This window comes from Arboricoccus pini (genome assembly GCF_900187945.1).
GTDB classification, from domain to species: domain Bacteria; phylum Pseudomonadota; class Alphaproteobacteria; order Geminicoccales; family Geminicoccaceae; genus Arboricoccus; species Arboricoccus pini.
This window is the reverse complement of record NZ_FYEH01000011.1, coordinates 100717-122817: the sequence shown is the minus strand read 5'-3', so window position 1 is coordinate 122817 and position 22101 is coordinate 100717. Positions and strand designations below refer to the sequence as shown.

Annotated in this window: 24 protein-coding genes; 12 read left to right on the top strand and 12 right to left on the bottom strand. The window is 64.2% G+C overall.

All coding sequences use genetic code 11. The features are described from left to right. Nucleotides 1-3: 3 nt before the first annotated feature. The 3 genes from CFB17_RS14665 to CFB17_RS14655 are packed head-to-tail and all read right to left on the bottom strand — an operon-like array spanning nucleotide 4 to nucleotide 3121. Complete coding sequence (locus tag CFB17_RS14665) at nucleotides 4-1059, bottom strand: ABC transporter substrate-binding protein (protein WP_088562309.1); 1056 nt, start codon at nucleotides 1057-1059, stop codon at nucleotides 4-6. A 29-nt stretch (nucleotides 1060-1088) separates the two neighbouring features. Then, nucleotides 1089-2456 (bottom strand): sensor histidine kinase, encoded by a 1368-nt coding sequence (locus tag CFB17_RS14660; RefSeq protein WP_088562308.1) that lies wholly within the window; start codon nucleotides 2454-2456, stop codon nucleotides 1089-1091. After that, the gene (locus tag CFB17_RS14655; protein WP_088562307.1) at nucleotides 2453-3121 is read right to left on the bottom strand and encodes a response regulator transcription factor; all 669 of its coding nucleotides are present in this window, start codon (nucleotides 3119-3121) and stop codon (nucleotides 2453-2455) included. Before CFB17_RS14655 ends, CFB17_RS14660 begins: the two co-directional genes overlap by 4 nt. Nucleotides 3122-3279: 158 nt before the next feature. Between CFB17_RS14655 and CFB17_RS14650 the strand changes: the two genes are divergently transcribed. The 4 genes from CFB17_RS14650 (at nucleotide 3280) to CFB17_RS14635 (ending at nucleotide 7828) form a co-directional block, all read left to right on the top strand. After that, complete coding sequence (locus CFB17_RS14650) at nucleotides 3280-4086, top strand: ABC transporter ATP-binding protein (RefSeq protein ID WP_088562306.1); 807 nt, start codon at nucleotides 3280-3282, stop codon at nucleotides 4084-4086. A gap of 16 nt (nucleotides 4087-4102) precedes the next feature. Then, nucleotides 4103-4990 (top strand): ABC transporter permease, encoded by an 888-nt coding sequence (locus tag CFB17_RS14645; RefSeq protein WP_088562343.1) that lies wholly within the window; start codon nucleotides 4103-4105, stop codon nucleotides 4988-4990. 64 nt (nucleotides 4991-5054) lie between these two features. After that, nucleotides 5055-6068, top strand: coding sequence for an ABC transporter substrate-binding protein (locus CFB17_RS14640; RefSeq protein WP_088562305.1), 1014 nt, complete (start codon nucleotides 5055-5057; stop codon nucleotides 6066-6068). A gap of 131 nt (nucleotides 6069-6199) precedes the next feature. Continuing rightward, the gene (locus CFB17_RS14635; RefSeq protein ID WP_088562304.1) at nucleotides 6200-7828 is read left to right on the top strand and encodes an NAD-dependent malic enzyme; all 1629 of its coding nucleotides are present in this window, start codon (nucleotides 6200-6202) and stop codon (nucleotides 7826-7828) included. Between the two features lie 121 nt (nucleotides 7829-7949). On the opposite strand, the gene CFB17_RS14630 is transcribed toward CFB17_RS14635, so the two are convergent. Further along, entirely contained in the window at nucleotides 7950-9326 is a 1377-nt protein-coding gene (locus CFB17_RS14630; protein WP_088562303.1) for an NtaA/DmoA family FMN-dependent monooxygenase, read from the bottom strand. 86 nt (nucleotides 9327-9412) lie between these two features. Here CFB17_RS14630 and CFB17_RS14625 point away from each other — a divergent pair, with 86 nt between their 5' ends. Then, the gene (locus CFB17_RS14625; RefSeq protein ID WP_243389899.1) at nucleotides 9413-9820 is read left to right on the top strand and encodes an NUDIX hydrolase; all 408 of its coding nucleotides are present in this window, start codon (nucleotides 9413-9415) and stop codon (nucleotides 9818-9820) included. Here the strand turns inward: CFB17_RS14625 and CFB17_RS14620 are convergent. Beyond that, nucleotides 9817-10026, bottom strand: coding sequence for a TOBE domain-containing protein (locus CFB17_RS14620; RefSeq protein ID WP_088562301.1), 210 nt, complete (start codon nucleotides 10024-10026; stop codon nucleotides 9817-9819). The genes CFB17_RS14625 and CFB17_RS14620 overlap by 4 nt on opposite strands. After that, nucleotides 10023-10421, bottom strand: coding sequence for a peptide-methionine (R)-S-oxide reductase MsrB (gene msrB, locus CFB17_RS14615; protein ID WP_088562300.1), 399 nt, complete (start codon nucleotides 10419-10421; stop codon nucleotides 10023-10025). Before msrB ends, CFB17_RS14620 begins: the two co-directional genes overlap by 4 nt. A 468-nt stretch (nucleotides 10422-10889) precedes the next feature. On the opposite strand from msrB, the gene CFB17_RS14605 reads away from it, so the two are divergent. After that, nucleotides 10890-12047: an MFS transporter gene (locus CFB17_RS14605; protein ID WP_407642429.1), complete on the top strand. Its 1158-nt coding sequence runs from the start codon at nucleotides 10890-10892 to the stop codon at nucleotides 12045-12047. A 25-nt stretch (nucleotides 12048-12072) separates the two neighbouring features. On the opposite strand, the gene CFB17_RS14600 is transcribed toward CFB17_RS14605, so the two are convergent. The 4 genes from CFB17_RS14600 to CFB17_RS14585 form a co-directional block, all read right to left on the bottom strand. Then, on the bottom strand, nucleotides 12073-12894 hold the full coding sequence (locus CFB17_RS14600) for an inositol monophosphatase family protein (protein ID WP_088562297.1): 822 nt from the start codon (nucleotides 12892-12894) through the stop codon (nucleotides 12073-12075). 52 nt (nucleotides 12895-12946) lie between these two features. Then, complete coding sequence (locus CFB17_RS14595) at nucleotides 12947-13243, bottom strand: hypothetical protein (RefSeq protein ID WP_088562296.1); 297 nt, start codon at nucleotides 13241-13243, stop codon at nucleotides 12947-12949. Between the two features lie 215 nt (nucleotides 13244-13458). Then, complete coding sequence (locus CFB17_RS14590) at nucleotides 13459-13773, bottom strand: polyhydroxyalkanoic acid system family protein (protein ID WP_207762113.1); 315 nt, start codon at nucleotides 13771-13773, stop codon at nucleotides 13459-13461. A gap of 74 nt (nucleotides 13774-13847) precedes the next feature. Then, the gene (locus tag CFB17_RS14585; protein ID WP_088562295.1) at nucleotides 13848-14546 is read right to left on the bottom strand and encodes a ribonuclease activity regulator RraA; all 699 of its coding nucleotides are present in this window, start codon (nucleotides 14544-14546) and stop codon (nucleotides 13848-13850) included. A gap of 176 nt (nucleotides 14547-14722) precedes the next feature. On the opposite strand from CFB17_RS14585, the gene CFB17_RS14580 reads away from it, so the two are divergent. The 6 genes from CFB17_RS14580 (at nucleotide 14723) to aroQ (ending at nucleotide 21171) form a co-directional block, all read left to right on the top strand. Continuing rightward, nucleotides 14723-15973: a sarcosine oxidase subunit beta family protein gene (locus CFB17_RS14580; RefSeq protein WP_088562341.1), complete on the top strand. Its 1251-nt coding sequence runs from the start codon at nucleotides 14723-14725 to the stop codon at nucleotides 15971-15973. Between the two features lie 13 nt (nucleotides 15974-15986). Beyond that, nucleotides 15987-16253 (top strand): sarcosine oxidase subunit delta, encoded by a 267-nt coding sequence (locus tag CFB17_RS14575; protein ID WP_088562294.1) that lies wholly within the window; start codon nucleotides 15987-15989, stop codon nucleotides 16251-16253. Then, on the top strand, nucleotides 16253-19216 hold the full coding sequence (locus CFB17_RS14570; RefSeq protein ID WP_088562293.1) for a sarcosine oxidase subunit alpha family protein: 2964 nt from the start codon (nucleotides 16253-16255) through the stop codon (nucleotides 19214-19216). Before CFB17_RS14575 ends, CFB17_RS14570 begins: the two co-directional genes overlap by 1 nt. Next, nucleotides 19209-19721: an aminomethyltransferase family protein gene (locus CFB17_RS14565; protein WP_165769629.1), complete on the top strand. Its 513-nt coding sequence runs from the start codon at nucleotides 19209-19211 to the stop codon at nucleotides 19719-19721. The genes CFB17_RS14570 and CFB17_RS14565 overlap by 8 nt, the downstream gene beginning before the upstream one ends. Nucleotides 19722-19796: 75 nt before the next feature. After that, complete coding sequence (folD, locus tag CFB17_RS14560; protein ID WP_088562291.1) at nucleotides 19797-20666, top strand: bifunctional methylenetetrahydrofolate dehydrogenase/methenyltetrahydrofolate cyclohydrolase FolD; 870 nt, start codon at nucleotides 19797-19799, stop codon at nucleotides 20664-20666. 82 nt (nucleotides 20667-20748) lie between these two features. Next, nucleotides 20749-21171: a type II 3-dehydroquinate dehydratase gene (gene aroQ, locus CFB17_RS14555; RefSeq protein ID WP_088562290.1), complete on the top strand. Its 423-nt coding sequence runs from the start codon at nucleotides 20749-20751 to the stop codon at nucleotides 21169-21171. Between the two features lie 6 nt (nucleotides 21172-21177). Here the strand turns inward: aroQ and CFB17_RS14550 are convergent, their stop codons facing one another. Both CFB17_RS14550 and CFB17_RS14545 read right to left on the bottom strand, forming a co-directional pair. Continuing rightward, nucleotides 21178-21633, bottom strand: coding sequence for a CHAP domain-containing protein (locus CFB17_RS14550; RefSeq protein WP_243389897.1), 456 nt, complete (start codon nucleotides 21631-21633; stop codon nucleotides 21178-21180). A gap of 62 nt (nucleotides 21634-21695) precedes the next feature. Then, nucleotides 21696-22067 carry an ArsR/SmtB family transcription factor gene (locus tag CFB17_RS14545; protein WP_088562289.1) on the bottom strand — a complete coding sequence of 124 codons (372 nt, stop codon included), beginning with the start codon at nucleotides 22065-22067 and terminating at the stop codon, nucleotides 21696-21698. Between the last annotated feature and the right edge of the window lie 34 nt (nucleotides 22068-22101).

Sequence of the window (22101 nt, the reverse complement as noted above, 5' to 3'; positions counted from 1 at the left end):
CTCTCAATCCGCGAGCGGCTTGCCCAAAGCCTGCCGCCAGAGGCCCAAGAAGCGCTTGCGTCGCGCCCTATCCTGGACCGCTAGGAGTTCGGGGCCGACCGGGATCGACCGCACACTATCGCCCGCACTCAGTCTACTTGTTCCCTCGACACCGCGCGGCAAGGGCCCGTCGGGCGTGAAATAGAACGCGCGGGCGCTAGCCGTGGCCTGGCCGCGTGGCGAGAGCAGGTAGTCGATAAAGGCCGCAGCCAGCCGAGGCTGGGCGCTGTTCTTCGGAATCATGGCGCCCCGGCGCAGGACCAGGACATAATCGCGCGGCAGCACGATGCCGATCGGCGCACCGGCCAGCAGGGCCCGGTAGGCATAGGAGCCAAGGACATTATAGGCGATCTTCAGCTTGCCATCGGCCAGTTCCGCCAGCAGATCGGCCGAGCGCGGTAATTCGCGCAGATGGCTGCGGCCGAAAGCCTCGAGAAGTCGACCGAAAATCGTGCTGTTCTCCGCATCGAACGAGGCCAGAAGATAGCCCACGGCCGCCCGCTCGATGTCGTAGGAGCCGATCAACCCATCGTAGGCCTTGGGCTGAGTGCGCAAAAGATCGATCAGCGCCGCCCGGCTGTGCGGTACCTCCCCGGGCGGCACGAGCAACCGGTTATAGACGATGACGGCCGGCTCGTAGGTCACGCCTATCACCTCGTTGCGCCAGCGCGCAAAGCTCGGCAGCGCATCGACGCCGGGAGAAGTATGTGCGAGGGCGCAGCCGTCATTGGCGAGCTTGACCAGCTCATCGACCGCCGAGGAAAGCGCCAGATCGGCCCTGCCGTCACCAGCGCAGCTCCTTTGCAGGAGGCTGAAAAGGTCGGTCGTCTGGAAGTCGCGATAGCGTATCGCGATCTCGGGATGGAGTGTCTGGAAATCGCGGATCAACGGCTCGATGACGACGAGATCGGTCGCGGCCGCGATGTCGAGCACCAGAGATGGGGCGGTACTGGCCGGAAAGAAGACGACCGGCGGCCCCTCCGCCCGCGCGGCCATGACCCCGGCTAGGAAGGTCAGCATCGCCAGTCCCAGAGCGGAGCAGAGCCGCCTCAAGGGAGCCTGGCCGGCAGGCTGAGGATGACGGTGAAGGCGCGGCCGGGTTCATGCTGGAAAAGCAGCTCGCCACCGTGCGCGCGTAGTGCGTCCACGACGATGGAGAGGCCGAGCCCCGCTCCGGGTCTACCGTCCTGGCGCGCGTGAAAAGGCTCACGCACGGCACTCCAAAGCGGCTCGGGTATGCCTGGCCCATCATCGCTGACGGTGATCCGGGCCTGGCCGCCACGGGTGCCGACCGTGACGCGAAGCTCGCTCCTGGCGCCGTGGAGAAGTGCGTTGTGGAGGACGTTACTCAAGGCCTCGCCCAGCAGCACCCGGTCGCCCATCACCAAAGCGGGCTCTCCCTCGATGTCGAGGGAGAGATTGACCGGCCGGTCGAGCGGCAGCAGCGCGATCTCGCCCAGCCGCCGCCGCGCCAGATGGACGAGGTCGACGGGCTCAGGCGCGATCAGAGTACCGCGATGGACGACCATCGCATGGTCGAGCAACTGGTTGGCCAGTCGGCTCAATTCGTCGGCGCGGATCTGGATCCGCTCCAGATGACGCGCCTGGGCCGCGGGCAGCGGCTCGCTGCGCAGAAGGTCGAGCTGCGAATTGAGGGCTGTCAGCGGCGTGCGGATCTGATGCGCGGCGTCGGCGATGAAGCGCTGCATGAACTGGATACGGGCCGCCAGGAGGGCCATGAAACGATCGACGGCATTGACCAGGCCCTGCACCTCGCTCGGCACCGGCACGTTCAAGGGCCGCAGATCGTTTGGATCGCGCGCCCTGATGACATGACCGAGATGCGAGAGCGGCAGGAAGGCCAGATGGACGGCCAGAAGTACGGCTACCAGGATAAGAAATCCCAGGACGACCAGCATTTTCAGGGCCTGCATCGTCAAGGAGAAGGCGAGGTTGCTCCGGGCACTGCGCGTCTGCGCCACCGTCACCTTTGCCCAGCCAGGGCTGGAAGTGTCGGTCAGATAGCGGCCGAGAGTCACCAGGCGGATGGCGCGCCCGCGATAGGCGCCGTCGGCCAGGACAGGCTCGGCGGTGACCGGTCCGCCCGGCACATCGAGGTCGGCATAGCCTGTCAGCAGGCGGCTCCCCTCCGCCTCGACTTTGTAGAAAATGCTGTCGCCTTCGGCCAAGCCCAGCATGGCAAAGGCCGAGATGGGCGGATCGACGACCGCCTGCCCTTCCTCGACGCTGACGGTGCCGGCAATCTGCAAGGCGGCCCCGATCAGGAGGCGGTCATAAGCCCGGTCAGCGGCGATCCGTGCATAGGCCCAGGCAGCGACGGTGAGAACCGTGCTGCCCAGGAGGAAGACCAGCGCAATCAGGCCGATGAGCCTGACGCGGAGGGAAAGTCGATTCATCGACAAAGAAGCTGATAGCCAAGTCCGCGCAGGGTGCGGATCTGGACATCGCTCGCGCCGACCAGCTTCTTGCGCAGCCTTGCCACGTATTGCTCGACCGCATTATCGGAGGCGATCTCGTCCAACCCAAAGAGCTGGTCGACCAGTTCCTCCTTGGGAAAGATCCGGCCGGGCTGTGCCATCAGGATCTCGAGCAGCGTGAGCTCGCGGCGGGTAAGCTCGACCGGTTCCCCGCCGACCCGCACCAGGCGCATATGCCGGTCGAGCACGATGTTGCCGGCCGTCATCTGATTGGTCGCTGCAGCTGTCCTGCGGCGCAGGAGCGCCCGCGCCCGTGCCTCGAGCTCGCCATAGTCGAACGGCTTGGTCAGGTAGTCGTCAGCACCATGGTCCAGAGCCTTGATGCGGTCGTCGACCTTGAGCCGCGCCGTCAGCATCAAAATGGGTGCCAGGCCCTGGCGATCGCGATAGCCGCGCAACAGGCTGAGCCCGTCCATACCCGGCAGGTTGATGTCGAGGATCAAGAGATCGAAGGCCTGTACTCGGAGGCGGTCGTCGGCGCGATCGCCACGTCGCTCCCATTCCACATCGTGGCCCAGCCGATGCAGCCGGGCGACAATGGCCTCGCCTACGTCCGTCGTGTCCTCGACCAAGAGTATACGCATCGCTCCCCGATCCCGGTCCCCACCCCCGGGCCTTCTTCGGGCGCGTCAGGTTCATGACAGGTTTGCAACGTAAAGGAGCCTCTAAGGCACCGCCAGGGCGGTCGTCAAAAAAACAGCAAACAAGCCGCCGACCGACCGGCGGCACAAGGGAGCGAGCGATGGAAGCACGAGATGCATTCGCCTGGAGCGGCGTGGAGGCAGGGAAGTGCGCCGCACCGACACCGCTTCTGACGGTCGAGGGGGTAACCCTGCAATACAAGACCACCGATCTTCTGATCACTGCGACCCACCGGGTCGACCTTACCGTCTATCCCTCGGATCGCTACATCCTGCTCGGTCCTTCGGGGTGCGGCAAGTCCACGCTCCTGAAGGCGATCGGTGGCTATATGAAGCCCGTCGAGGGCAAGATTGCCTTGAAGGGTCGGACAGTCACCGAGCCCGGACCCGACCGGATGATGGTCTTCCAGGAATTCGACCAGCTCCTCCCCTGGAAGACCGTCCAGCAGAACGTCGAGTTCGCACTCCTTGCGAGCAAGAGGCTAAGTGGCAAGGCCGCGACGGATCGGGCCGATTACTACATCGAGAAAGTGGGCCTGGCCAAGTTCAAGGACAGTTATCCCCACATGCTCTCGGGCGGCATGAAGCAGCGCGTCGCCATTGCCCGCGGCATGGCCATGGAGCCGGACGTGCTCTTGATGGACGAACCCTTTGCCGCTCTGGACGCCCTCACCCGCCGCAAGATGCAAGACGAGCTTCTTCGTCTCTGGGAGGACACGCGCTTTACCGTTCTGTTCGTCACGCACTCGATTGAGGAGGCTATTCGGGTCGGCACGCGCATTCTCCTTCTCTCGCCGCATCCGGGCCGGGTGAAGGCCGAATTGAACAGCCTCGATCCCTCCGAGCTCGGCACGGCCAGACAGAGCCAGCTCGAGACGCGCATCAACGACATGCTCTTTGGGCATTGAAGAGAGGAGGATCGTCATGGCTCTTTCCACCCTTCCGCGCGACGGCATCATCCATCGTCCTGAAATCATCCGGGAGGTCGGCGAGGCCGGCGCCACGGTTAAGGCCGAGGCCAGCCTTTCGCTGCCGGAGCGCCTCTATCAGGTGGCCGCGCTGCGCAAGGCGCTGGTGCTGATCGGCCTCGCGGTGATCTGGCAGGCCTATGGCCTCTGGCTCGACAATCCGCTTTTGTTCCCCAGTTTCACCGATACGCTCCAGGCCTTCTTTGAGGGTATCGTGAGCGGCATTATCCCGGCCCGCGCCTGGATCTCGCTCCAGACCCTTCTCATCGGCTATGGGATCGGTATCGTCCTGGCCTGCCTCCTGACGACGCTGGCGATCGGCTCGCGTATCGGCACGGACCTGCTCGAGACGCTGACCTCGATGTTCAACCCCTTGCCGGCCATTGCCCTTCTGCCCCTGGCGCTGATCTGGTTCGGCCTCGGGACTGGCAGCGTCGTCTTCGTCATCGTCCATTCCGTGCTCTGGGCCATCGCACTCAATACTCATGCAGGCTTTCGGAGCGTGTCGACGACACAGCGCATGGTTGGTCTAAACTATGGTCTGCGCGGCCTGACGTTGGTCCGCAAGGTGCTCATCCCGGCAGCCTTCCCCTCGATCCTCACCGGCCTGAAGGTGGGCTGGGCCTTTGCGTGGCGCACGTTGATCGCAGCCGAGCTCGTCTTTGGTGTTTCCTCGGGCTCGGGCGGCCTTGGCTGGTTCATCTTCGAGAACCGCAATCTCCTCGAGACCGCCAACGTTTTTGCCGGCCTCTTTTCGGTCATCCTGATCGGTCTTGTCGTTGAGAATCTTGTCTTTGCCACCATCGAGCGTCGGACCGTCCGCCGCTGGGGCATGCAGAGCTGAGCCTTTAAGTCGGCCCGGAAAACCAGCCGATATCAGATACTTATATCAGGGAAAGAACATCATCATGAAGATGAACCGACGTCTGGCCACCTTGGCGCTCGCCACCTGCATGGGCCTTGGCCTCACCGTTGCGGCGAAGGCCGAGGTCAGTGAGCTCAGGGTCTCCAAGGGCTACGGCATTCTCTACCTGCCGCTTCACGTGATGCAGGAGAAGAAGCTGATCGAGAAGCACGCCAAGGAGGCGGGCCTGGGCGACGTCACCGTTAGCTGGAAGATGTTGGATGGCGGCAACGTCATCAACGATGCGATGCTCTCGGGTGCGCTCGACATTGCCGGCACCGGCGGCCCCGGCTTTATCACGCTCTGGTCGAAGGCCAAGGGCTCAAGCGCTGCCGTCGAGGGCGTCTCCGGCATGAGTTCCACGGGCCTTTGGCTCATGAGCAACAAGCCCGAGATCAAGACGCTGGCCGACTTCAAGGAAGGCGACAAGATCGCCATTCCCGGCATCAAGACATCCCTCGCCGCCGTCATTTTGCAAATGTGTGTCGCCAAGGAGTTCGGCCAGGACAACTATGCCAAGCTCGACCCTTTGACGGTGGGCCTGCCACATCCCGAGGCCTATCAGGCTCTGGTCTCCGGCGGCACCGAGGTGCGCGCGCATTTCGCCTCCCCGCCCTTCTCCTATCTGGAGGCGGCGAGCTCGAGCGTGCACCGCGTCCTCAACCATGCCGACGTCCTCGGCGACATGACGCTGGATGTCGTCTACACGCCCAAGAAATTCGCCGACGCCAACCCCAAGATGATCGAGGCCTTCATAGCCGCCCAGGACGAGGCCAATGCCTTTATCGAATCCAATAAGGACGAGGCGGCTGAGATCCTGATCAAGGCATCGGGTGCGAAAATGGAAAAGGCGCAGGCGCTCCAGATGCTGGAGGACAAGGATACGAATTTCTCGACCACGCCCAAGAAGATCTTGGACATGGCGACCTTCATGGGTGAAGTGGGTTCGATCAAACGCGTGCCGACTGAATGGAGCGAGATGTTCGTCCCGCAGCTCAAGGACCGAGCCGGCAGCTAGCGCCAGCAGGGCACGTCCGTCGGGGGCGAGACTTGCCCCCGCTCTCTCTCCTAGCCAGCATTGCAATGAAGTGCGGGCCTCCGCTAGCCGCCAGACCTGCCTTCCTTGCTTAACAATCTTGGAGATGGGTTTTGTCGAACGAACCTACATCCAGGGGCTATGCCCTGTTGCGCGATCCAAGGAGCAACAGGGGGACCGCCTTCAGCCTTGAAGATCGCTCGCGTCTGGGCCTCGAGGGATTGCTACCGCCCCAACCCAGCACGCTGGCGCTCCAGGTGGCGCGCATTCATGGCGAACTCGCCAATCTTCCCGAGGATATTCACAAATACCTGGTGCTGTCCGACCTCCAGGCACGCAACGAGACGCTCTTCTACGCTGTCATCATGTCGGACCCGGCCACCTTCATGCCGCTCGTCTATACGCCGACCGTCGGCGAGGCGTGTCAGAAGTTCGATCATATCTTTCGCGCGGCGCGCGGCCTCTATCTGCCGATCAGCGCCAAAGGCCGGCTGGCCGACCTCGTCGCCAACTGGCCGGCCCATGATGTCCGTTTCATCGTCGTGACCGACGGCGAGCGTATCCTCGGGCTCGGCGATCTGGGCGTGGGCGGCATGGGAATCCCGATCGGCAAGCTCTCGCTCTACACAGCCTGTGCCGGCGTGCCGCCAGAGACCTGCCTGCCCGTCACCCTCGACGTCGGCACCAATAACGAAGCCTTGCGCAACGATCCGCTCTATCTGGGCCTGCGCCAGGAGCGCGTGCGAGGCCAAGACTATCATGCCTTCATCGACGAGTTCGTCGAGGCGATCCTGGCGCGCTATCCGCGTGCCTGCATTCAGTGGGAGGATTTCGCCAATCAAAACGCGATCCCGATCCTTGCGACCTACAAGGAGAAGATCTGCACTTTCAACGACGACATCCAAGGTACCGCGGCGGTGGCCCTGGCCGGCATTCTGGCAGCCCTGCACATCACCGGTGGCAGGCTGCCGGAGCAGCGCGTTCTCTTCCTCGGCGCCGGCTCGGCCGCCACCGGGATCGCCGAGCTGATCGCGCGGGCAATGACTCAAGAAGGCATTTCGCTCGAGGCAGCGCGGGCGCGAAATCTTCTCTTCGATGTCAACGGCCTGATCACCACGTCGCGCGACGACGTGATGGACTTCCAAAAGCCCTTTGCCATCGACCATGCGCCGATCGACGATTTCGCCACCGCCGTGCGGGCGCTGCGGCCAACGGCCATCGTTGGCGTCTCGACGGTACCCAAGCTGTTCAATCAGCAGGTCGTCGAGGCCATGGCCGAGCTCAACGAGCGACCGATCATCTTCCCCTATTCCAACCCGACGTCGCGCTCGGAATGCACGGCCGAGGAAGCCTATCGCTGGTCGAACGGCAAGGCGGTCTTTGCCAGCGGCAGTCCCTTCCCGCCGGTCCAGTTCAACGACAAGATCTTCGTGCCGGGCCAGGGCAATAATGTTTATATCTTTCCGGCCATGGGCATGGCGATCTATGCGACCGAGGCCAGCCGGGTCACCGACCAGATGTTCATTCTGGCCGCCCGTGCGGTTGCCGACCAGGTGGATGACGAGAGTCTGGCACAGGGCCTGATCTATCCACCCCAGTCGCGTATCTTCGAGGCATCCCTGCAAGTGGCCATCCGTCTGGCCGAGCACATCTTCGACGAGGGTTTGGCCCGCGTCCCACACCCGGGCGACATCGCCGCCTATGTACGCGCGCGGGCCTATCGCCCGGAATATCGCGCCTGAAGACCGTTTCGCGATGACCGTCTGGCGAGGCACTCGCTGACAAGGCTTGGCGATGCTCACGCCTGCAGCAGAAACGGCGGCGAGTTGACAGCTCTTCACCAGTCTCGAGGGGTTCGTCGTGCTAGATGGGCCGATGCTGGCGCCAGGCATGGCCCGGATGGCCCCTCGGCAGGCCTGTCTGGCCTTTGCCCAGGAGCCGTTCGCGGAACGTTTCGTCCGGAGCGTAGGCGCGGCGATAGCGCCCGCGCTTTTGCAGCTCGGGCACGATGAGGTCGATAAAGTCAGCGGCCGTGCCGGGCGTCGTGTGCTGGGCCAGGAGAAAACCATCCAGATCGTAGCGCTCGCACCACGCCTCCAGCGTGTCCGCCACCTCGACCGGCGTGCCGGCTACGAAGAAGCGCTTGCTCTCAAGCTGGCCGATCTCCTGGATGATGTCGCCGACCGTAGCATCGGCCCGATGTGGATAGCGGGCCATGTGAGCGCTGCCGGGGCCACCCTCGGCAATGATGTCCTCAAGGCGTCGCTCGGGCGGATGCCGCGCGAGGTCGAGGCCGGCGCCGAAGCGATGGGCGATATAGCCCTCGGCCCGGCTCCAGCGGTTGAAATCGGCGAGCTTGGCCTTTGCCAGAGCATCGCTGGGCGCCGTCAGGACATGAGCATGAACGAAGGTCTTGAGCTGTCGCGGGTGCCGACCGGCTACCGCCGCCTTGGCGCGCAGTTCGGCGACAAAGCTGGCAAGCCCGTCATAGGTGTAGCCGCCGACAAAGACTCCCTCGGCATGGCGGGCGGCGAAGGCCGCACCCCTGCCCGAGCTGCCGGCCTGAAAGATCACCGGTGTGCGTTGGGGCGACGGCTCCGCCAGATGCGGGCCGCGTACCGAGAAGAAGGGGCCGGAGTGATCGATAGGGCGGACCTTGGCGGGGTCGGTGTAGATCTGGCCGGCACGGTCGGCGAGGACAGCGTCATCGGCCCAGCTCGATTCCCATAGCTTGTAGCAAACCTCCATATATTCCTCGGCCCGCTCATAGCGCGCGTCATGCTCCATTTCCGCGGCGAAGCCGAAATTGGCGGCCGCCGTCGGCAGGTAGGACGTCACGACATTCCAGCCGATCCGGCCCTTGGTGAGATGGTCGAGCGTGCTCATGCGGCGGGCTAGCGCGAAGGGCGGTTCATAGGTCGTTGAGACGGTAGCGGCAAAGGCCAGATGCCTCGTCACCGAGGCCATGGCCGAGATGAGAAGGAGGGGATCGTGGCTGGGTACGTGAGCCCCTTCCCGAAGTGCTGTTTGTGGACCCCCGCCAAAGCCCTCGGCGATGCCCAGCACGTCGGCGAAGAAGAGTCCGTCGAAGAGTCCGCGCTCCAGCAACCTCGCGACGTCCAGCCAGAATTCAAGGGATTTATAGTCGGCGTGGCGATTGCTGGGATGCGCCCAAAGACCGTAGTTATTGTGGCTGACGGTGGGCATATCGAGCAGGCAGACATGGATCTGTCGCGTCATCCCAAACGATCCTTGGACAAGTTCATGGCAACGCGACGCGTGGGCCGCCGCCCTTTCAGGAGGATCGTATGCACGAGGAATGCCAGATGATTCGCATCGCCGTGGCACTGCTCCTCCGACCGGATGGGCTGGCTCTCCTCGTGAGGAAGCGCGGCAGCCGGATCTTCATCCAGCCCGGTGGCAAGATTGAACCCGGGGAGCGGCCGGAGGCAGCGTTGAGGCGCGAGCTCCACGAGGAATTGGGTCTGGCGATCGAGCCATCGGCGCTGGTACCGCTCGGCCAGGGCCAGGCCGATGCCGCAAACGAACCGGGCCACCGCGTACTGGCCGACATGTTCGGCCTGATCAGCGCCACAGCGCCACGAATCGGCGCCGAGATCGAAACGGACCTTTGGATCGATCCGCTGCAGCCGCCGGACGAGATCGAGATCGCGCCGCTTTCGCGGCATGTCGTCCTGCCTCAAGCGCGACTCTTGCGCTTGGCTGCGCCTTAAGGAAGGGCGACCATGACCTCGGTCGATTTGATCACCGCCAGGGCCTGATCGCCGACCTTGAGGCCCATCTCCTGCACCGAGTCGAGTGTAATGGCGGAGCTCAGCCTTTCGCCCGTGCCGATCTCGATGACGACGATCGCCATCACCGAGCCCTCTTTGATTTCGACGATCTTACCTTTGATCGTGTTGCGGGCGCTAAGTTTCATCGAACGGCTTCCTCCGCTTCGGCCGGGGCGAAATTCATGGCCACGCCGTTGATGCAAAAACGTAGATGGGTAGGCGGCGGCCCGTCGTCGAAGACATGGCCGAGATGGCTGCCGCAGGTAGCGCAATGCACTTCCATGCGCACCATGCCATAGCTCCGGTCGACGGTCGTTTCGACCGATCCCTCGATGGGCTCGTTGAAGCTGGGCCAGCCCGTGCCGCTCTCGAACTTGACCTTGCCCTCGAATAGCGGACTGTCGCAGCCCGCGCACACAAAGGTCCCGGGTCGCTTCTCCCCAAGCAGCGCGCAACTGCCGGGCGCTTCGGTCCCGTGATTGCGCATCACGCGATATTGTTCAGGCGAGAGGCGGGCCTGCCACTCAGCGTCAGAGCGCATCACAGGGTAAATTTTCTCCACGAGCACTGCCTCCGTGCTTTGCCGATTCGTCGAATGCGACTGTAGATTTTTCTCGCGACCTCTATATAGTTCATAGTTAACAAATACGAAAATTCGATGGCGCCCATACTGGGCCGGGCGCCGGGAGGCAAAATGAGCATCGCATGGGAGCAGGTTGCATCACATGCCAGGGCGGCGGGAGTCAGTGGCCGGAGATTGCGGTCCATTCGCTGGCCGGTCGTGGCGGGAGTTGCATTCGCTATCAGCACCTCGGTTCTGGGCTGGGTGGCGATCTGGCAGATTTTGCATCAAATTCTGCTGGCGATGAGTAGCTAGCTGTAAGCCTTCCACGTTAAGAGTTGGAGAGAGCCGGTGGCGGGATCGGTCGCTAGCGTCTAGAAAGCGACCGCTCGTCCTGACAGCGCCGGAGTCTCTCCCATCTCGTCTGAAACCGATAGGGGCCGCGAACTGGTCTCGCGGGCGGGGTCGTCACGGCCGATCCTTGCGACCCGTGTTGCATTTTTTATCGCCGGCGCCTTGATCGCCACCTGGGCGCCCATGGTGCCCTTCGTGAAGCACCAAGCGCTGCTGAGCGATGGCACCCTTGGTGTCCTGCTCCTCACGCTCGGTCTCGGCGCCATGCTGGCGATGCCGCTTTCTGGAAGTGCTGCGGCGCGTTTCGGCTGCCGGGCGGTGATCGTCGCCTCTAGCACCAGCGCAGCATTGCTTCTGCCCAGTCTCGTGTTCCTACCCACTCCCGCGTGGCTCTTCGTCGGCTTGCCGCTTCTCGGCTTTGCCGTTGGCATGCTGGACGTGACCATGAACATTCAGGCTGTCATGGTCCAGCGGCGTTCTATACGGCCCATGATGTCGGGCTTCCATGCCTTCTTCAGCATCGGCGGCTTTGCCGGTGCCGGTGGCGCCTCGTTTCTTCTCCAGGCCGGCCTGAGCCACGCGACGGCAACCTTGACCGCCGCTGGCCTCCTCTTGCTCCTGCTGGTTACGACCGCACGCCATATGCTGGCCGAAGGCGGTGAGGGTGACAGCCAAGGGTTCGCTCTGCCCAGGGGGCCGGTTCTGCTGATCGGCATCGCTTGCCTGATCGTGTTCCTCACCGAGGGCGCCATGCTTGACTGGGGCGCTCTATTCCTCAACCTCGTGCACTCAGCGGCGCCGGCTTCGACGGGATTCGGCTACGCGGCATTCGCCTCGGCCATGACGCTTGGACGCCTTCTGGGCGATCGGATCGTGCGGATCCTGGGTGCGCGCGTCATCATCCTGGCAGGAGGAATTTGCGCCGCCCTGGGCGTGACTCTCGCGATGCTGCCTTTGCCCTGGCCCCTGCCACTCGCTGGTTTCCTTCTGATCGGGCTCGGCTGCGCGAACATCGTGCCGGTGCTCTTCACCGCCGCTGGCAATCAATCGGTCATGCCTGCCAATCAGGCCCTGGCGGCAGTCACGACCGTCGGCTATGCCGGCGTCCTTGTCGGCCCGGCGGTCATTGGCTTCATCGCCCAGGCCTCGAGCCTGCGGACGGCCTTCGCCTGCATCGCGCTCGCATTGATCATGGTCGCGTTCATTGGGCCTGTGGTCGGCGCGAAAGAGCAATCCCGCAAGCCTGCATGAAACGGCTTGCGGTGGTCAACAAAGCCTAGGCGGCGATGAGATCGAGCAACTGCGCGCGTGCTGCAGGCGTCGCCGCGATGATGCGGCTGCCTGACAAAAGGGGAGCTGCGTGTGGGAAGCGCTCGGTCCAGCCGCCCGCCTCGCGGATCAGGCAAAGACCGGCCAGGCAGTCCCAGGCATTGATGTGAGGTTCGTAATAGCCAACCAGTCGGCCCGCTGCGACGTAGGCCAGCATCAAGGCACCCGAGCCGTTGCGGATGAACATGCCGCCGGCGCGCATCAGCCGCTCGATGAAGCTGGCGATGAGCGCCGGGTCGACCCGCAGATTGGCGCCCACGCCCAAAAGACCGTCGGTCAGCGTGCGGTTCGGATCGAGGCGTAGCGGTACGTCGTTCAGCCAGGCGCCCTTGCCGCTCATGGCCTTAAATGTCTCATCGCGCACCGGCGCGTGGATGATGCCGATCTTGACGTCATCCTGCAGCATCACCGCGATCGAGACGCACCAACTGGGCAGTCCGAAGACGAAGGGGCTCGTTCCGTCGATCGGGTCCAAGACCCAGACGAATCCCGAGTGGCCGGGGCTCTCTCCAAATTCCTCGCCGATGAAGCCGTCATCTGGAAAAGCTGCACCGACGCGAGCGCGGATGAGGGTCTCGGTCTCCTTGTCGGCATTAGAGACGACGTCCTGCGCGCTCGTCTTGGCGTCGATCGTCAACTGGTCACGCTCTTTCCAGGCCGCGAAAGCATGCCGGCCTGCTTCCAGCGCTATCGTCGCTGCCAACTCGAAGCGCGCCTTAATCGCCGCCTCGGTTGCCCTCGTCTCGTTCGCAGACACCGTCTCGCTCATCCGTCAGGACATCCCCTATCCCGGTCGGAGCTGGGGTTCTGCCGCCCCGACCCTAGTCCGTTACGGTGACACGAAGCTGCGGATCGTGGAAGATCGTCATACCGTTGTCGAAGGTGAGAAATTGAAAGCCGGCGACATCGTCACCAGCCGCAGTGCGGTGAAATTCGACCCGCCCAGTATGGGTGACGGTGGCACCCGTGAGCGTTACGGCGTCGATACCATCGCCGCTGAAAATAACGATCTCGCCGTTGGCGTCTACGATCAGATCATCGACCGAGAGCAACAAAGGTTGGTCCTGCTCGGTCCATTGCTCCTCTTCGGAAAGAGCGTGCGCGAGAAGGGCTCCCATGGCGTCACTCCAATTGCTGTATGCCGCTCATACAACCGTAAGTAGCATCGCCGTAAAGATACATCTTTGGAAGAGCGAAAACGCGGTCGCGTGCATGTGATCACGATTTTTCGGGCAAAAAATTATTTTTCCATACCAGGGTATGTTTTTTGCCGTACATTTGGCCTACTGCGGTGCGGCATTAACCGGTTTTTATATTTTTTTGACCGTCTTTTTCAGCTTTTTCCCAGCAGGCGCGTACCGCTGGCCTGCAAGTATGATCTCACCTTGCCCCCGAGCATACCGAGCAGTGCGGGCAGGGTGAACTCAAGCTGAACGTGATCTTCGGCCACGTCCATCGTACCCTCGATCGACTGGCCAAGTGCTCTAACGCGGAAATCAAGATGATCGCCCTGCCATTTTTCGTCGATCATCGAGATTTTGTCGCCGAACCGGGCACGTGCATCGGCGATCCCGGCCTGTAGTCGCCGCCGTGCGTCATCCCGTCCTAGTTGATGGTCAATGCGCACGGATACCAGTCGCGATACCAACGCCGTCCTCCAGGCTACCGCCAATGCGCGATCAACGCGTCGGCGGTGCAATCGTCCCCTGAAAAGCTTAAACGTCAGCTTGTGCGGGTTGCATCGTAGCGTGCCTTGTTTTCGGCGTTGGGTGGATAGAGCCCTGGCAGAGCCGCGCCCTTCTCCACCTCGGTCATGATCCAGGCCTCGAGGCGCTCCTGCTCAACGGCCGCCGCCGTCACCTCGGCCAGCATGGCCTGGGGAATCAGGACAGCGCCGTCGTCATCGACGACGATGATATCATTCGGGAAAACCGCTACGCCGCCACAGCCGATGGGCTCTTGCCAATTGATGAAGGTGAGTCCGGCCACCGAAGGCGGTGCCGCCGCACCGTCGCACCAGACGGGCAGGCCGCAGGCAATGACGCCGGCGGCGTCGCGCACGACCCCATCGGTCACGAGGGCGGTCACGCCGCGCTTTTGCATGCGGGCGCAAAGAATGTCGCCGAAGATGCCGGCATCCTTGACGCCCATGGCATCGACCACAGTGATGACACCCTCCGGCATCGCCTCGATTGCCGAGCGCGTCGAGATCGGATTGGACCAGGAGGCCGGGGTTGCCAGATCCTCGCGTGCGGGCACGAAGCGCAACGTGAAGGCGGGCCCCACCAGCCGCCCCTGCCCGGGCTTGAGCGGACGCGTGCCGCGCATCCAGGTGGAGCGCAGCCCCTTCTTCAAAAGAACCGTGGTCAAGGTGGCGGTGGACACCTCGCGCAGTGCGGCAAACAGCTCGTTCTCGCTCATGGGATCTCGCATCGTTGGCTGGTGCGCATTCTAGCGACGGCGGCTCTAAGATCGCAAATGATCGGTCATCGTCGCGTCCGGCGGAAATAGGCAAGGCCACGGCGTATAAAGGCAAGAATCGCGAATAATGTCCGCCCATGCTGGCCCTTGCTTCAGGCAACGCCGCGGGCTCAAGGATGCGCTATTCTCTTTTCAGCCTTCTTCGCGAGGCCCTGAATGGGCAGGCAGGATGGCCGGCCGCCTGGCGGGATGCCCTTCCCAGGGCGCATTACGATATCGTCGTCATCGGCGGCGGCGGCCATGGGCTCTCGACGGCCTTCTATCTGGCGCAGGAGCACGGCATCACCAATGTCGCGGTTCTCGAGAAGGGCTGGCTCGGCTCGGGCAATATCGGCCGTAATACGACGATTATCCGCTCCAATTATGGCGAGCCGGGCAACACGCCCTTCTACGAGCATTCAATGCAGCTCTGGGAAGGCCTGGAGCAGGCCTTGAACTATAACGCCATGGTCAGCCAGCGGGGTGTTCTCAACCTCTACCATACCGATGGCCAGCGGGATGCCTATGCCCGGCGCGGCAACGCGATGCGGCTGCATGGCATCGATGCCGAGCTCTTGGACCGGGCCAGGGTTCAGGAGCTTTGTCCCTTTCTCGCCTTTGAGGATGCGCGCTTTCCTGTCGCGGGCGGTCTCCTCCAGCGTCGTGGCGGCACGGCCAGGCATGATGCCGTGGCCTGGGGCTATGCCCGCGCCGCATCGACTCTGGGTGTCGACATCATTCAAAATTGCGAGGTTACCGGCTTTGATATCGTCCAAGGCCGCGTTCGCGGCGTCCAGACGACCAGGGGCCCGATTGCTGCCGGCAAGGTCGGCATGGCCGTGGCCGGCAACACCTCGCACGTGGCGGCCATGGCAGATTTGCGCCTGCCGATCGAGAGTCACGTCCTCCAGGCCTTCGTTTCGGAGGGTATCAAGCCGGTCATCCCCAACGTCGTCACGTTCGGGGCGGGACATTTCTATATCAGCCAGTCGGACAAAGGCGGCCTGGTCTTCGGCGGCGATATCGATGGCTATAATTCCTATGCGCAACGCGGCAATCTGCCGACGGTCGAGGATGTCTGCGAGAGCGGCATGGCGATGATGCCGATGCTGGGCAGGCTGCGCATTCTGCGCTCATGGGGTGGCATCATGGACATGTCGATGGATGGCAGCCCGATCATCGACCGTACGCCCCTTGAGGGCCTCTATCTCAACGCCGGCTGGTGTTATGGCGGCTTCAAGGCCACGCCTGCCTCGGGCTGGTGTTTTGCCCATCTGTTGGCCACCGATCGCTCTCATCCCGTGGCCTCTGCCTATCGTCTTGATCGCTTCGCCACCGGACTCGTGATCGACGAGAAAGGTGCTGGCGCGCAGCCCAACCTGCATTGAGTCTCATCACCGCATGCGCCTGACCTGCCCCTTCTGCGGCCCCCGCGACCTTCGGGAATTCACCTATCGTGGCGATGCGACCCTGCGCCGGCCCGATCCCGACGCAGCCAATGCCGCATCCGCCTTTGCCGATTATGTCTATCTGCGGGCCAATCCGCGCGGTCCGCATCGCGAGCATTGGTATCATGCAGCCGGCTGCCGCGCCTGGCTCGTGGTCGAACGCGACACGGCGACCCACGCGATCGGCCGCGTCGCGCTTGCCCGTAACGACCAGCCGTGATGCCGCGGCAGCGCCGTCCGGGCACCGGCATCGACCCGGCACAGAAGCTCGATTTCCAATTTGACGGTCTTCCCCTGCAGGGCGTGGCGGGCGATACGCTGGCAGCGGCCCTCCTCGCCAATGGCGTGCGGGTAGTTGGGCGCTCGTTCAAATATCACCGGGCGCGCGGCATCGTCACGGCCGGGCCAGAGGAGCCGAACGCCCTGGTCGAGCTCCGCGAAGGCGCGCGGCTTGAGCCCAACACCAAGGCGACGACGGTCGAGCTTTTTGACGGTCTTTCGGCGCGGAGCCAGAATCGCTGGCCGTCGCTTGGCCTCGATCTGATGGCGGTCAACCAACTAGCCTCCCCGTTGCTGGCGGCTGGTTTCTACTACAAGACCTTCATGTGGCCGCGCCATTTCTGGGAGAAGCTCTACGAGCCCGCGATCCGTCGGGCTGCCGGCCTCGGCCGGGCCAGTGGCCTGCCGGACCCGGACAGCTACGAGAAATGCTATGCGCATGCCGACCTTCTGGTCGTCGGCGCGGGACCTGCCGGCTTGATTGCCGCCCTTCTGGCCGCCAGATCCGGAGCCCGGGTTATTCTGGCCGAGGAGGATTTCCTCCTGGGTGGCCGACTGCTGGCCGAAGCCTTCCTGATCGACGATGCGCCGGCCCATCTCTGGGCGCGGCGGGTCGAGGCGGAGCTCGAGACCCTACCCAATGTCCGCATCCTCAAGCGCACAGCCGTCTTTGGCGCCTATGACGACGGCACGTTCGGCGCGATCGAGAAAGTCGCCGACCACCTTCCCGAGCCGGAGCCGGGACAGGTGCGCCAGCGTTATTGGCAGATCGTCGCCGCCCGCGCCGTTCTCGCAACCGGCGGTATCGAACGCGGGATCGCCTTTGGCGGCAATGACCGGCCGGGCGTCATGCTGGCCTCGGCCGTGCGGACCTATCTGCATCGCTTCGGCGTGGCGGCCGCATCGCGTATCGCCGTCTTCACCTCCAGCGACGATGGCTGGAAGACCGCCTTCGACCTTGCCGCAGCCGGCATCGAGGTGCCGTTCCTCGCCGATGCGCGGGCCGATGTCGCCGCCGACCTCGTCGAGCGCGGCCGCCGTCTGGGCCTGCGCGTGGAGCTGGGGGCCAGGGTGGAGGACGCCACCGGTGCCACGGGCCTGAACGGCGCCTATCTCAGGAGCGCGCGCGGCACCACTTGGCTACCCATTGAGGCGTTGGCGGTAAGCGGCGGGTGGAACAGCAATCTGGGTCTCTCGACGCATCTGGGCGGCAAGCCCGAATGGTCCGAGACGGCGGCGGCGTTCTTGCCGGGAAAGACGCCATCCTGGATGCGGGTAGCCGGTGCCGCCGCTGGCGCCTTTGGCCTGGGTGAGGCCTTCAGGGGCGGGGTCGAGGCGGCCCTGGCCGTCCTGGGCGAACTGGAGAGGCGGGTGCCGGCCTTCGACATGCCGATCGCCAGCGACGATCCCGCTCGCACGACTCCGCTCTGGCGGGTCGAGGGTGCTTCGGGCAAGGCTTTTGTCGACCTGCAGCACGACGTGACCGTTAAGGACGTGGAACTGGCGCATCGCGAGGGCTTCAAGGCTGTTGAGCATCTCAAGCGCTATACGACGCTGGGCATGGCAACCGACCAGGGCAAGTCGATGGCGATCCTGGGCCAGGCGATCATGGCCGATCTCGAAAAAGTCGGCCCGGCCGGCCTGGGCACGACGCGGGCGCGGCCGCCGCAGGTGCCGGTAGCGATCGGCGCGCTTGCCGGCCGGCATCGTGGTCGGCAGTTCCGCCCGACGCGCCTGACCGCCAGCCACGACTGGGCCGCGGCCGCCGCCGCACCCTTCATGGACGCCGGCCTCTGGAAGCGGGCGCAGTATTTCGCGCGGCCCGGCGAGACGAACTGGCGTCAGGCGGTCGATCGCGAAGTCCTGACCGTGCGCGCTCACGTTGGCGTCGCCGACGTCTCCACTCTGGGCAAGATCGCCGTCCTCGGCCCGGATGCCGGCATCTTTCTCGACAAGGTCTATGTGAACGGCTTTTCCGGCCTCGCGGTCGGCAAGGTCCGCTATGGGCTCATGCTGCGCGAGGACGGGTTTGTCATGGATGACGGTACGGCGGCGCGGCTGGGCGATACGGATTATCTCGTCTCGACAACGACGGCCAATGCCGCCAACGTCATGATGCATCTGGAATATTGCCATCAGGTGCTCTGGCCGCAACTCGATGTCCGCATGGCCTCGGTCACCGAGCAATGGGCGCAATTCGCTGTTGCCGGCCCCAAAGCGCGCGCGTTGCTCTCAGGCATCCTGCCGTCGACCCCGCTCGAGAATGGCGACCTGCCCCATATGGGCTGCCGCCCCATCGAGATAGGCGGCGTGCGCGGCCGGCTCTTCCGGCTTTCCTTCTCGGGCGAGCTTGCCTTCGAGCTGGCCGTCCCGGCGCGGTTCGGCGCGGCGCTTTGGCGCTCGCTCGTGCATGCGGCCGAAACGCTGGGCGGCTCTGCCTATGGCAGCGAGGCGCTGGGCGTGATGCGGATCGAAAAGGGTCATGTCGGCGGTGCCGAGCTAAACGGACGGACCACCGCCTTCGACCTCGGCCTCGGCCGCCTGCTGTCACGGAAGAAGGATTTTATCGGCCGGGTGATGGCCGCAAGGCCGGCACTCAACGATTTGCACCGGATGCGGCTGGTCGGTCTCGTGCCGCTGGATGGCAGGGCCAAGCTGCCGGTCGGCGCGCATCTGGTACCAGAGGGAGAGCGCCCGGCAGCTTCCGTCGACCAGGGTTATGTGACCTCGGCCGCGTATTCGCCGACGCTGGGCCATCCCATCGCCCTGGCGCTTCTGTCCGGGGGGCCCGAGCGATTGGGCCAGACCATCCGCGTCGTCGACCCCCTGCGTGACGGCGATGCCCTGGCCCGGATCGTCGCGCCCGTCTTCGTCGACCCTGAAGGGAGCCGCGTCCTTGCTTGAAACCGGGCTTGAAACCGCGCCGAAAGCCGGACTGCTGCATGTCGAGATTCGCGACGAGGCCATCTTGCTCGTCATGGCGGCCGCGAATGCCGCCCAAATCGTCGCGGCGCAGTTGGGCCTGCGGGTCGCGCGGGCAAGCCGTATCGATGGGGTCGACCGGGTAGCGATCGCGCCCGGCAAGTGGCTTATTCTGGGCGGGATCGATCAGACGGCCCTCGCCCGCCAATTGGGCGAGGGCGCCTCGATCCTCGACATGGACAGCGCCTATGTGTGTCTGTCGCTGACCGGCGGCGGCTGGCGGCGGGTACTGGCCTCGGGCGCAGCGATCGACGTCGAGCGCCTCGCACCGGGCGATGCGGCGGTGACAGCCATCGCCGGGATCAATGTCGTTCTCTGGCTGACCGACGCTGACCGTCTCGAGCTCGCGGTGACCCGCAGCTATTATCGTTCCTTCCTTGCCTGGCTGAAGGAAACGGCCGGCCCGGATGGCATCGACGCGACATGACGCCCCTGTTCCTTGGCGCATCGTTCGTGGCATGCGCTAAGAGGACATGCAGGCAAGGCTCCGGGAGAAGGGTTCATGAGCGCAGAGGTGATCGACGGCAAGGCGTTTGCCGACGGGCTGTTGCGAGCGCTCGAAGATGATGTTCGTGCTTTCAAGAAGGAACATGACCTTGTGCCGGGCCTGGCCGTGGTCGTCGTCGGCCATGATCCGGCCAGCCAGATCTATGTGGGCAGCAAGGCCAGGCGCACGGTCGAGATCGGCATGCGCTCTTACGAGCACCGGCTGGAAGAGGCGACGAGCGAGGCCGACCTTCTGGCCCTGATCCGCCGCCTGAACTCTGCGCCGGAGGTGCATGGCATCCTGGTGCAGCTCCCCTTGCCACCGCATATCGACGATGCCGCCGTCCTGGATGCGATCGCGCCGGAAAAGGATGTCGACGGGTTTCATGTCATCAACGCCGGCCGCCTTGCCACCGGGCAGAGTGCCCTTGTCCCCTGCACGCCGTCCGGGTGCCTGCAATTGCTGAAGTCGATCCACGGCGATCTCGCGGGCATGCGGGCTTTAGTGCTCGGTCGCTCCAACATCGTCGGCAAACCCATGGCACAGCTGCTGCTGGCCGAGAGTTGCACCGTGACGATCGCCCATTCGCGCACCAGGGATCTGCCGGGCGAATGCCGTCGGGCCGACATCCTGGTGGCTGCGGTCGGCCGTCCGCGCATGGTCAAGGGCGATTGGATCAAGCCGGGTGCCACAGTCATCGATGTCGGCATCAACCGCCTGCCGGCCGTGGACGGCGGCAAGGGCAAGATCGTGGGCGACGTCGATTTCGAGGAAGCCTTGGCGGTGGCTGGGCATATTACGCCGGTACCGGGCGGCGTCGGGCCGATGACGATCGCCTGTCTTTTGCAGAACACCTTGAAGGCAGCGCGCGTTCAGATCGGCTGAACTCCGGCCCTGACGGCGCTCGGTGATTTCTCTGAGATCTCAAACCGCGCTATCTGTACTTGAGCGGAAGGAAGCAGCGCGTATGCAGACCATCGTTTTCTTGAACGGTCCGAACCTCAATCTCCTGGGCACGCGCGAGCCTGCCATCTATGGCGCCACCACGCTGGCCGACATCGAGGCCAGCCTGCGCCGTCGCGCCGATGGCCGGGCCGCGATTGTCTTTCGCCAATCCAACCATGAGGGCGATCTCGTGACCTGGATCCAGGAAGCGGGCCTGGCCGGCCAGAAGATCGTCCTCAATGCCGCTGCCTATACCCACACCTCGATCGCCCTTCATGACGCAATCAAGGCCGTCGGCGCGGAGGTGATCGAGCTGCATCTCTCCAACACTTTTGCGCGCGAGGCCTTCCGGCACCATTCCTATATCAGTGCCGTGGCCAAAGGGGTGATCGCCGGCTTTGGCGCGCGCTCCTATGAACTGGCGCTCGAGGCCTGCCTCGGCTGACCTCGTTCATGCTGGCAAGATGAAGCCCAGCACCGGGTAGACCGTGATGCCGAGGCTGTCGGTCGGCTGCCACCAGACGCGGACTCGCGACCAGTCATTGCCGGGCGAGACGTCGACGACCGGCTGCGCTGTGGTGATACGGCCGGGCACCCAGTTGGCATGCCGGACGGTGATTCGTCGCTCGCTGATCAGGCTCTCCACGACCGAGACATGGCCATGCACGAGCCTCGATGTGCGGGCAAAGACGATGATGGCGCCTTTCGCCGGCTCTTTCGTGCGGCGATAGTGTCCGGCTGCCTGCGTCCACCAATCGGCGCCATCGCCGTAAAGCGCGACGCCGGTGACGCGTCGCGCATAAGGCGCGCATTCGAGCGTGCTGGCCGCGCTTCCAGGCCCGCGCGTGGCGCAAGCTGCGAGTGCCGTCAGGGCCGCGGCGGTGCCCAGCCATCCGGTCCCGCGCACGAGATCGGCGCGGGAGATCGCGGGTTCAGCCGCTGCGATCCATCGCGACGGGCTTGGCAATCTCAGGCCGGCAATGGCAGGCGAGCGGTGGCGGCTAGCTCCGCCACGAGCGGATCGTCGGCCGCAAGCTTGAGCAGCATGGCCAGAACCTCGCCATAGCCGCTCTTCAGGTCGCGGCGCAGCGAAATCCAGCAGCGCGTGCCCTCGCGGCGATGATGCAGGAGGCCCGCCTCCCGCAATACCTTTACGTGATGGCTAAATGTCGATTTGCCGATTCTGAGGTCGAAATCGCCCCAAGGCTGTTCGCCATGCTCTGCCAGGACCATGACGAGAGCCAGCCGGGTCGGGTCCGAGAGGGCCGCCAGCACGGCCGGCAACGACGTGTCCTCGGCAGCAGGACAGACGAGCTGGCGGCAATGGGTTGCTGGCGGCATGAGATCAATCGGGGCTCGATTGGCGACGGTCGGT

Coding starts and splice junctions, on each gene's coding strand:
- CFB17_RS14575 (WP_088562294.1), top strand. CDS start 15,987: ATGCGCCTGACCTGCCCCTTCTGCGGCCCCCGCGACCTTCGGGAATTC.
- CFB17_RS14595 (WP_088562296.1), bottom strand. CDS start 13,243: ATGGGAGCCCTTCTCGCGCACGCTCTTTCCGAAGAGGAGCAATGGACC.
- aroQ (WP_088562290.1), top strand. CDS start 20,749: ATGCAGACCATCGTTTTCTTGAACGGTCCGAACCTCAATCTCCTGGGC.
- CFB17_RS14620 (WP_088562301.1), bottom strand. CDS start 10,026: ATGAAACTTAGCGCCCGCAACACGATCAAAGGTAAGATCGTCGAAATC.
- CFB17_RS14630 (WP_088562303.1), bottom strand. CDS start 9,326: ATGACGCGACAGATCCATGTCTGCCTGCTCGATATGCCCACCGTCAGC.
- CFB17_RS14585 (WP_088562295.1), bottom strand. CDS start 14,546: ATGAGCGAGAACGAGCTGTTTGCCGCACTGCGCGAGGTGTCCACCGCC.
- CFB17_RS14660 (WP_088562308.1), bottom strand. CDS start 2,456: ATGAATCGACTTTCCCTCCGCGTCAGGCTCATCGGCCTGATTGCGCTG.
- CFB17_RS14570 (WP_088562293.1), top strand. CDS start 16,253: ATGCCGCGGCAGCGCCGTCCGGGCACCGGCATCGACCCGGCACAGAAG.
- CFB17_RS14665 (WP_088562309.1), bottom strand. CDS start 1,059: ATGCTGACCTTCCTAGCCGGGGTCATGGCCGCGCGGGCGGAGGGGCCG.
- CFB17_RS14625 (WP_243389899.1), top strand. CDS start 9,413: ATGATTCGCATCGCCGTGGCACTGCTCCTCCGACCGGATGGGCTGGCT.
- CFB17_RS14650 (WP_088562306.1), top strand. CDS start 3,280: ATGGAAGCACGAGATGCATTCGCCTGGAGCGGCGTGGAGGCAGGGAAG.
- CFB17_RS14645 (WP_088562343.1), top strand. CDS start 4,103: ATGGCTCTTTCCACCCTTCCGCGCGACGGCATCATCCATCGTCCTGAA.
- CFB17_RS14545 (WP_088562289.1), bottom strand. CDS start 22,067: ATGCCGCCAGCAACCCATTGCCGCCAGCTCGTCTGTCCTGCTGCCGAG.
- CFB17_RS14580 (WP_088562341.1), top strand. CDS start 14,723: ATGCGCTATTCTCTTTTCAGCCTTCTTCGCGAGGCCCTGAATGGGCAG.
- CFB17_RS14600 (WP_088562297.1), bottom strand. CDS start 12,894: ATGAGCGAGACGGTGTCTGCGAACGAGACGAGGGCAACCGAGGCGGCG.
- folD (WP_088562291.1), top strand. CDS start 19,797: ATGAGCGCAGAGGTGATCGACGGCAAGGCGTTTGCCGACGGGCTGTTG.
- CFB17_RS14640 (WP_088562305.1), top strand. CDS start 5,055: ATGAAGATGAACCGACGTCTGGCCACCTTGGCGCTCGCCACCTGCATG.
- msrB (WP_088562300.1), bottom strand. CDS start 10,421: ATGCGCTCTGACGCTGAGTGGCAGGCCCGCCTCTCGCCTGAACAATAT.
- CFB17_RS14655 (WP_088562307.1), bottom strand. CDS start 3,121: ATGCGTATACTCTTGGTCGAGGACACGACGGACGTAGGCGAGGCCATT.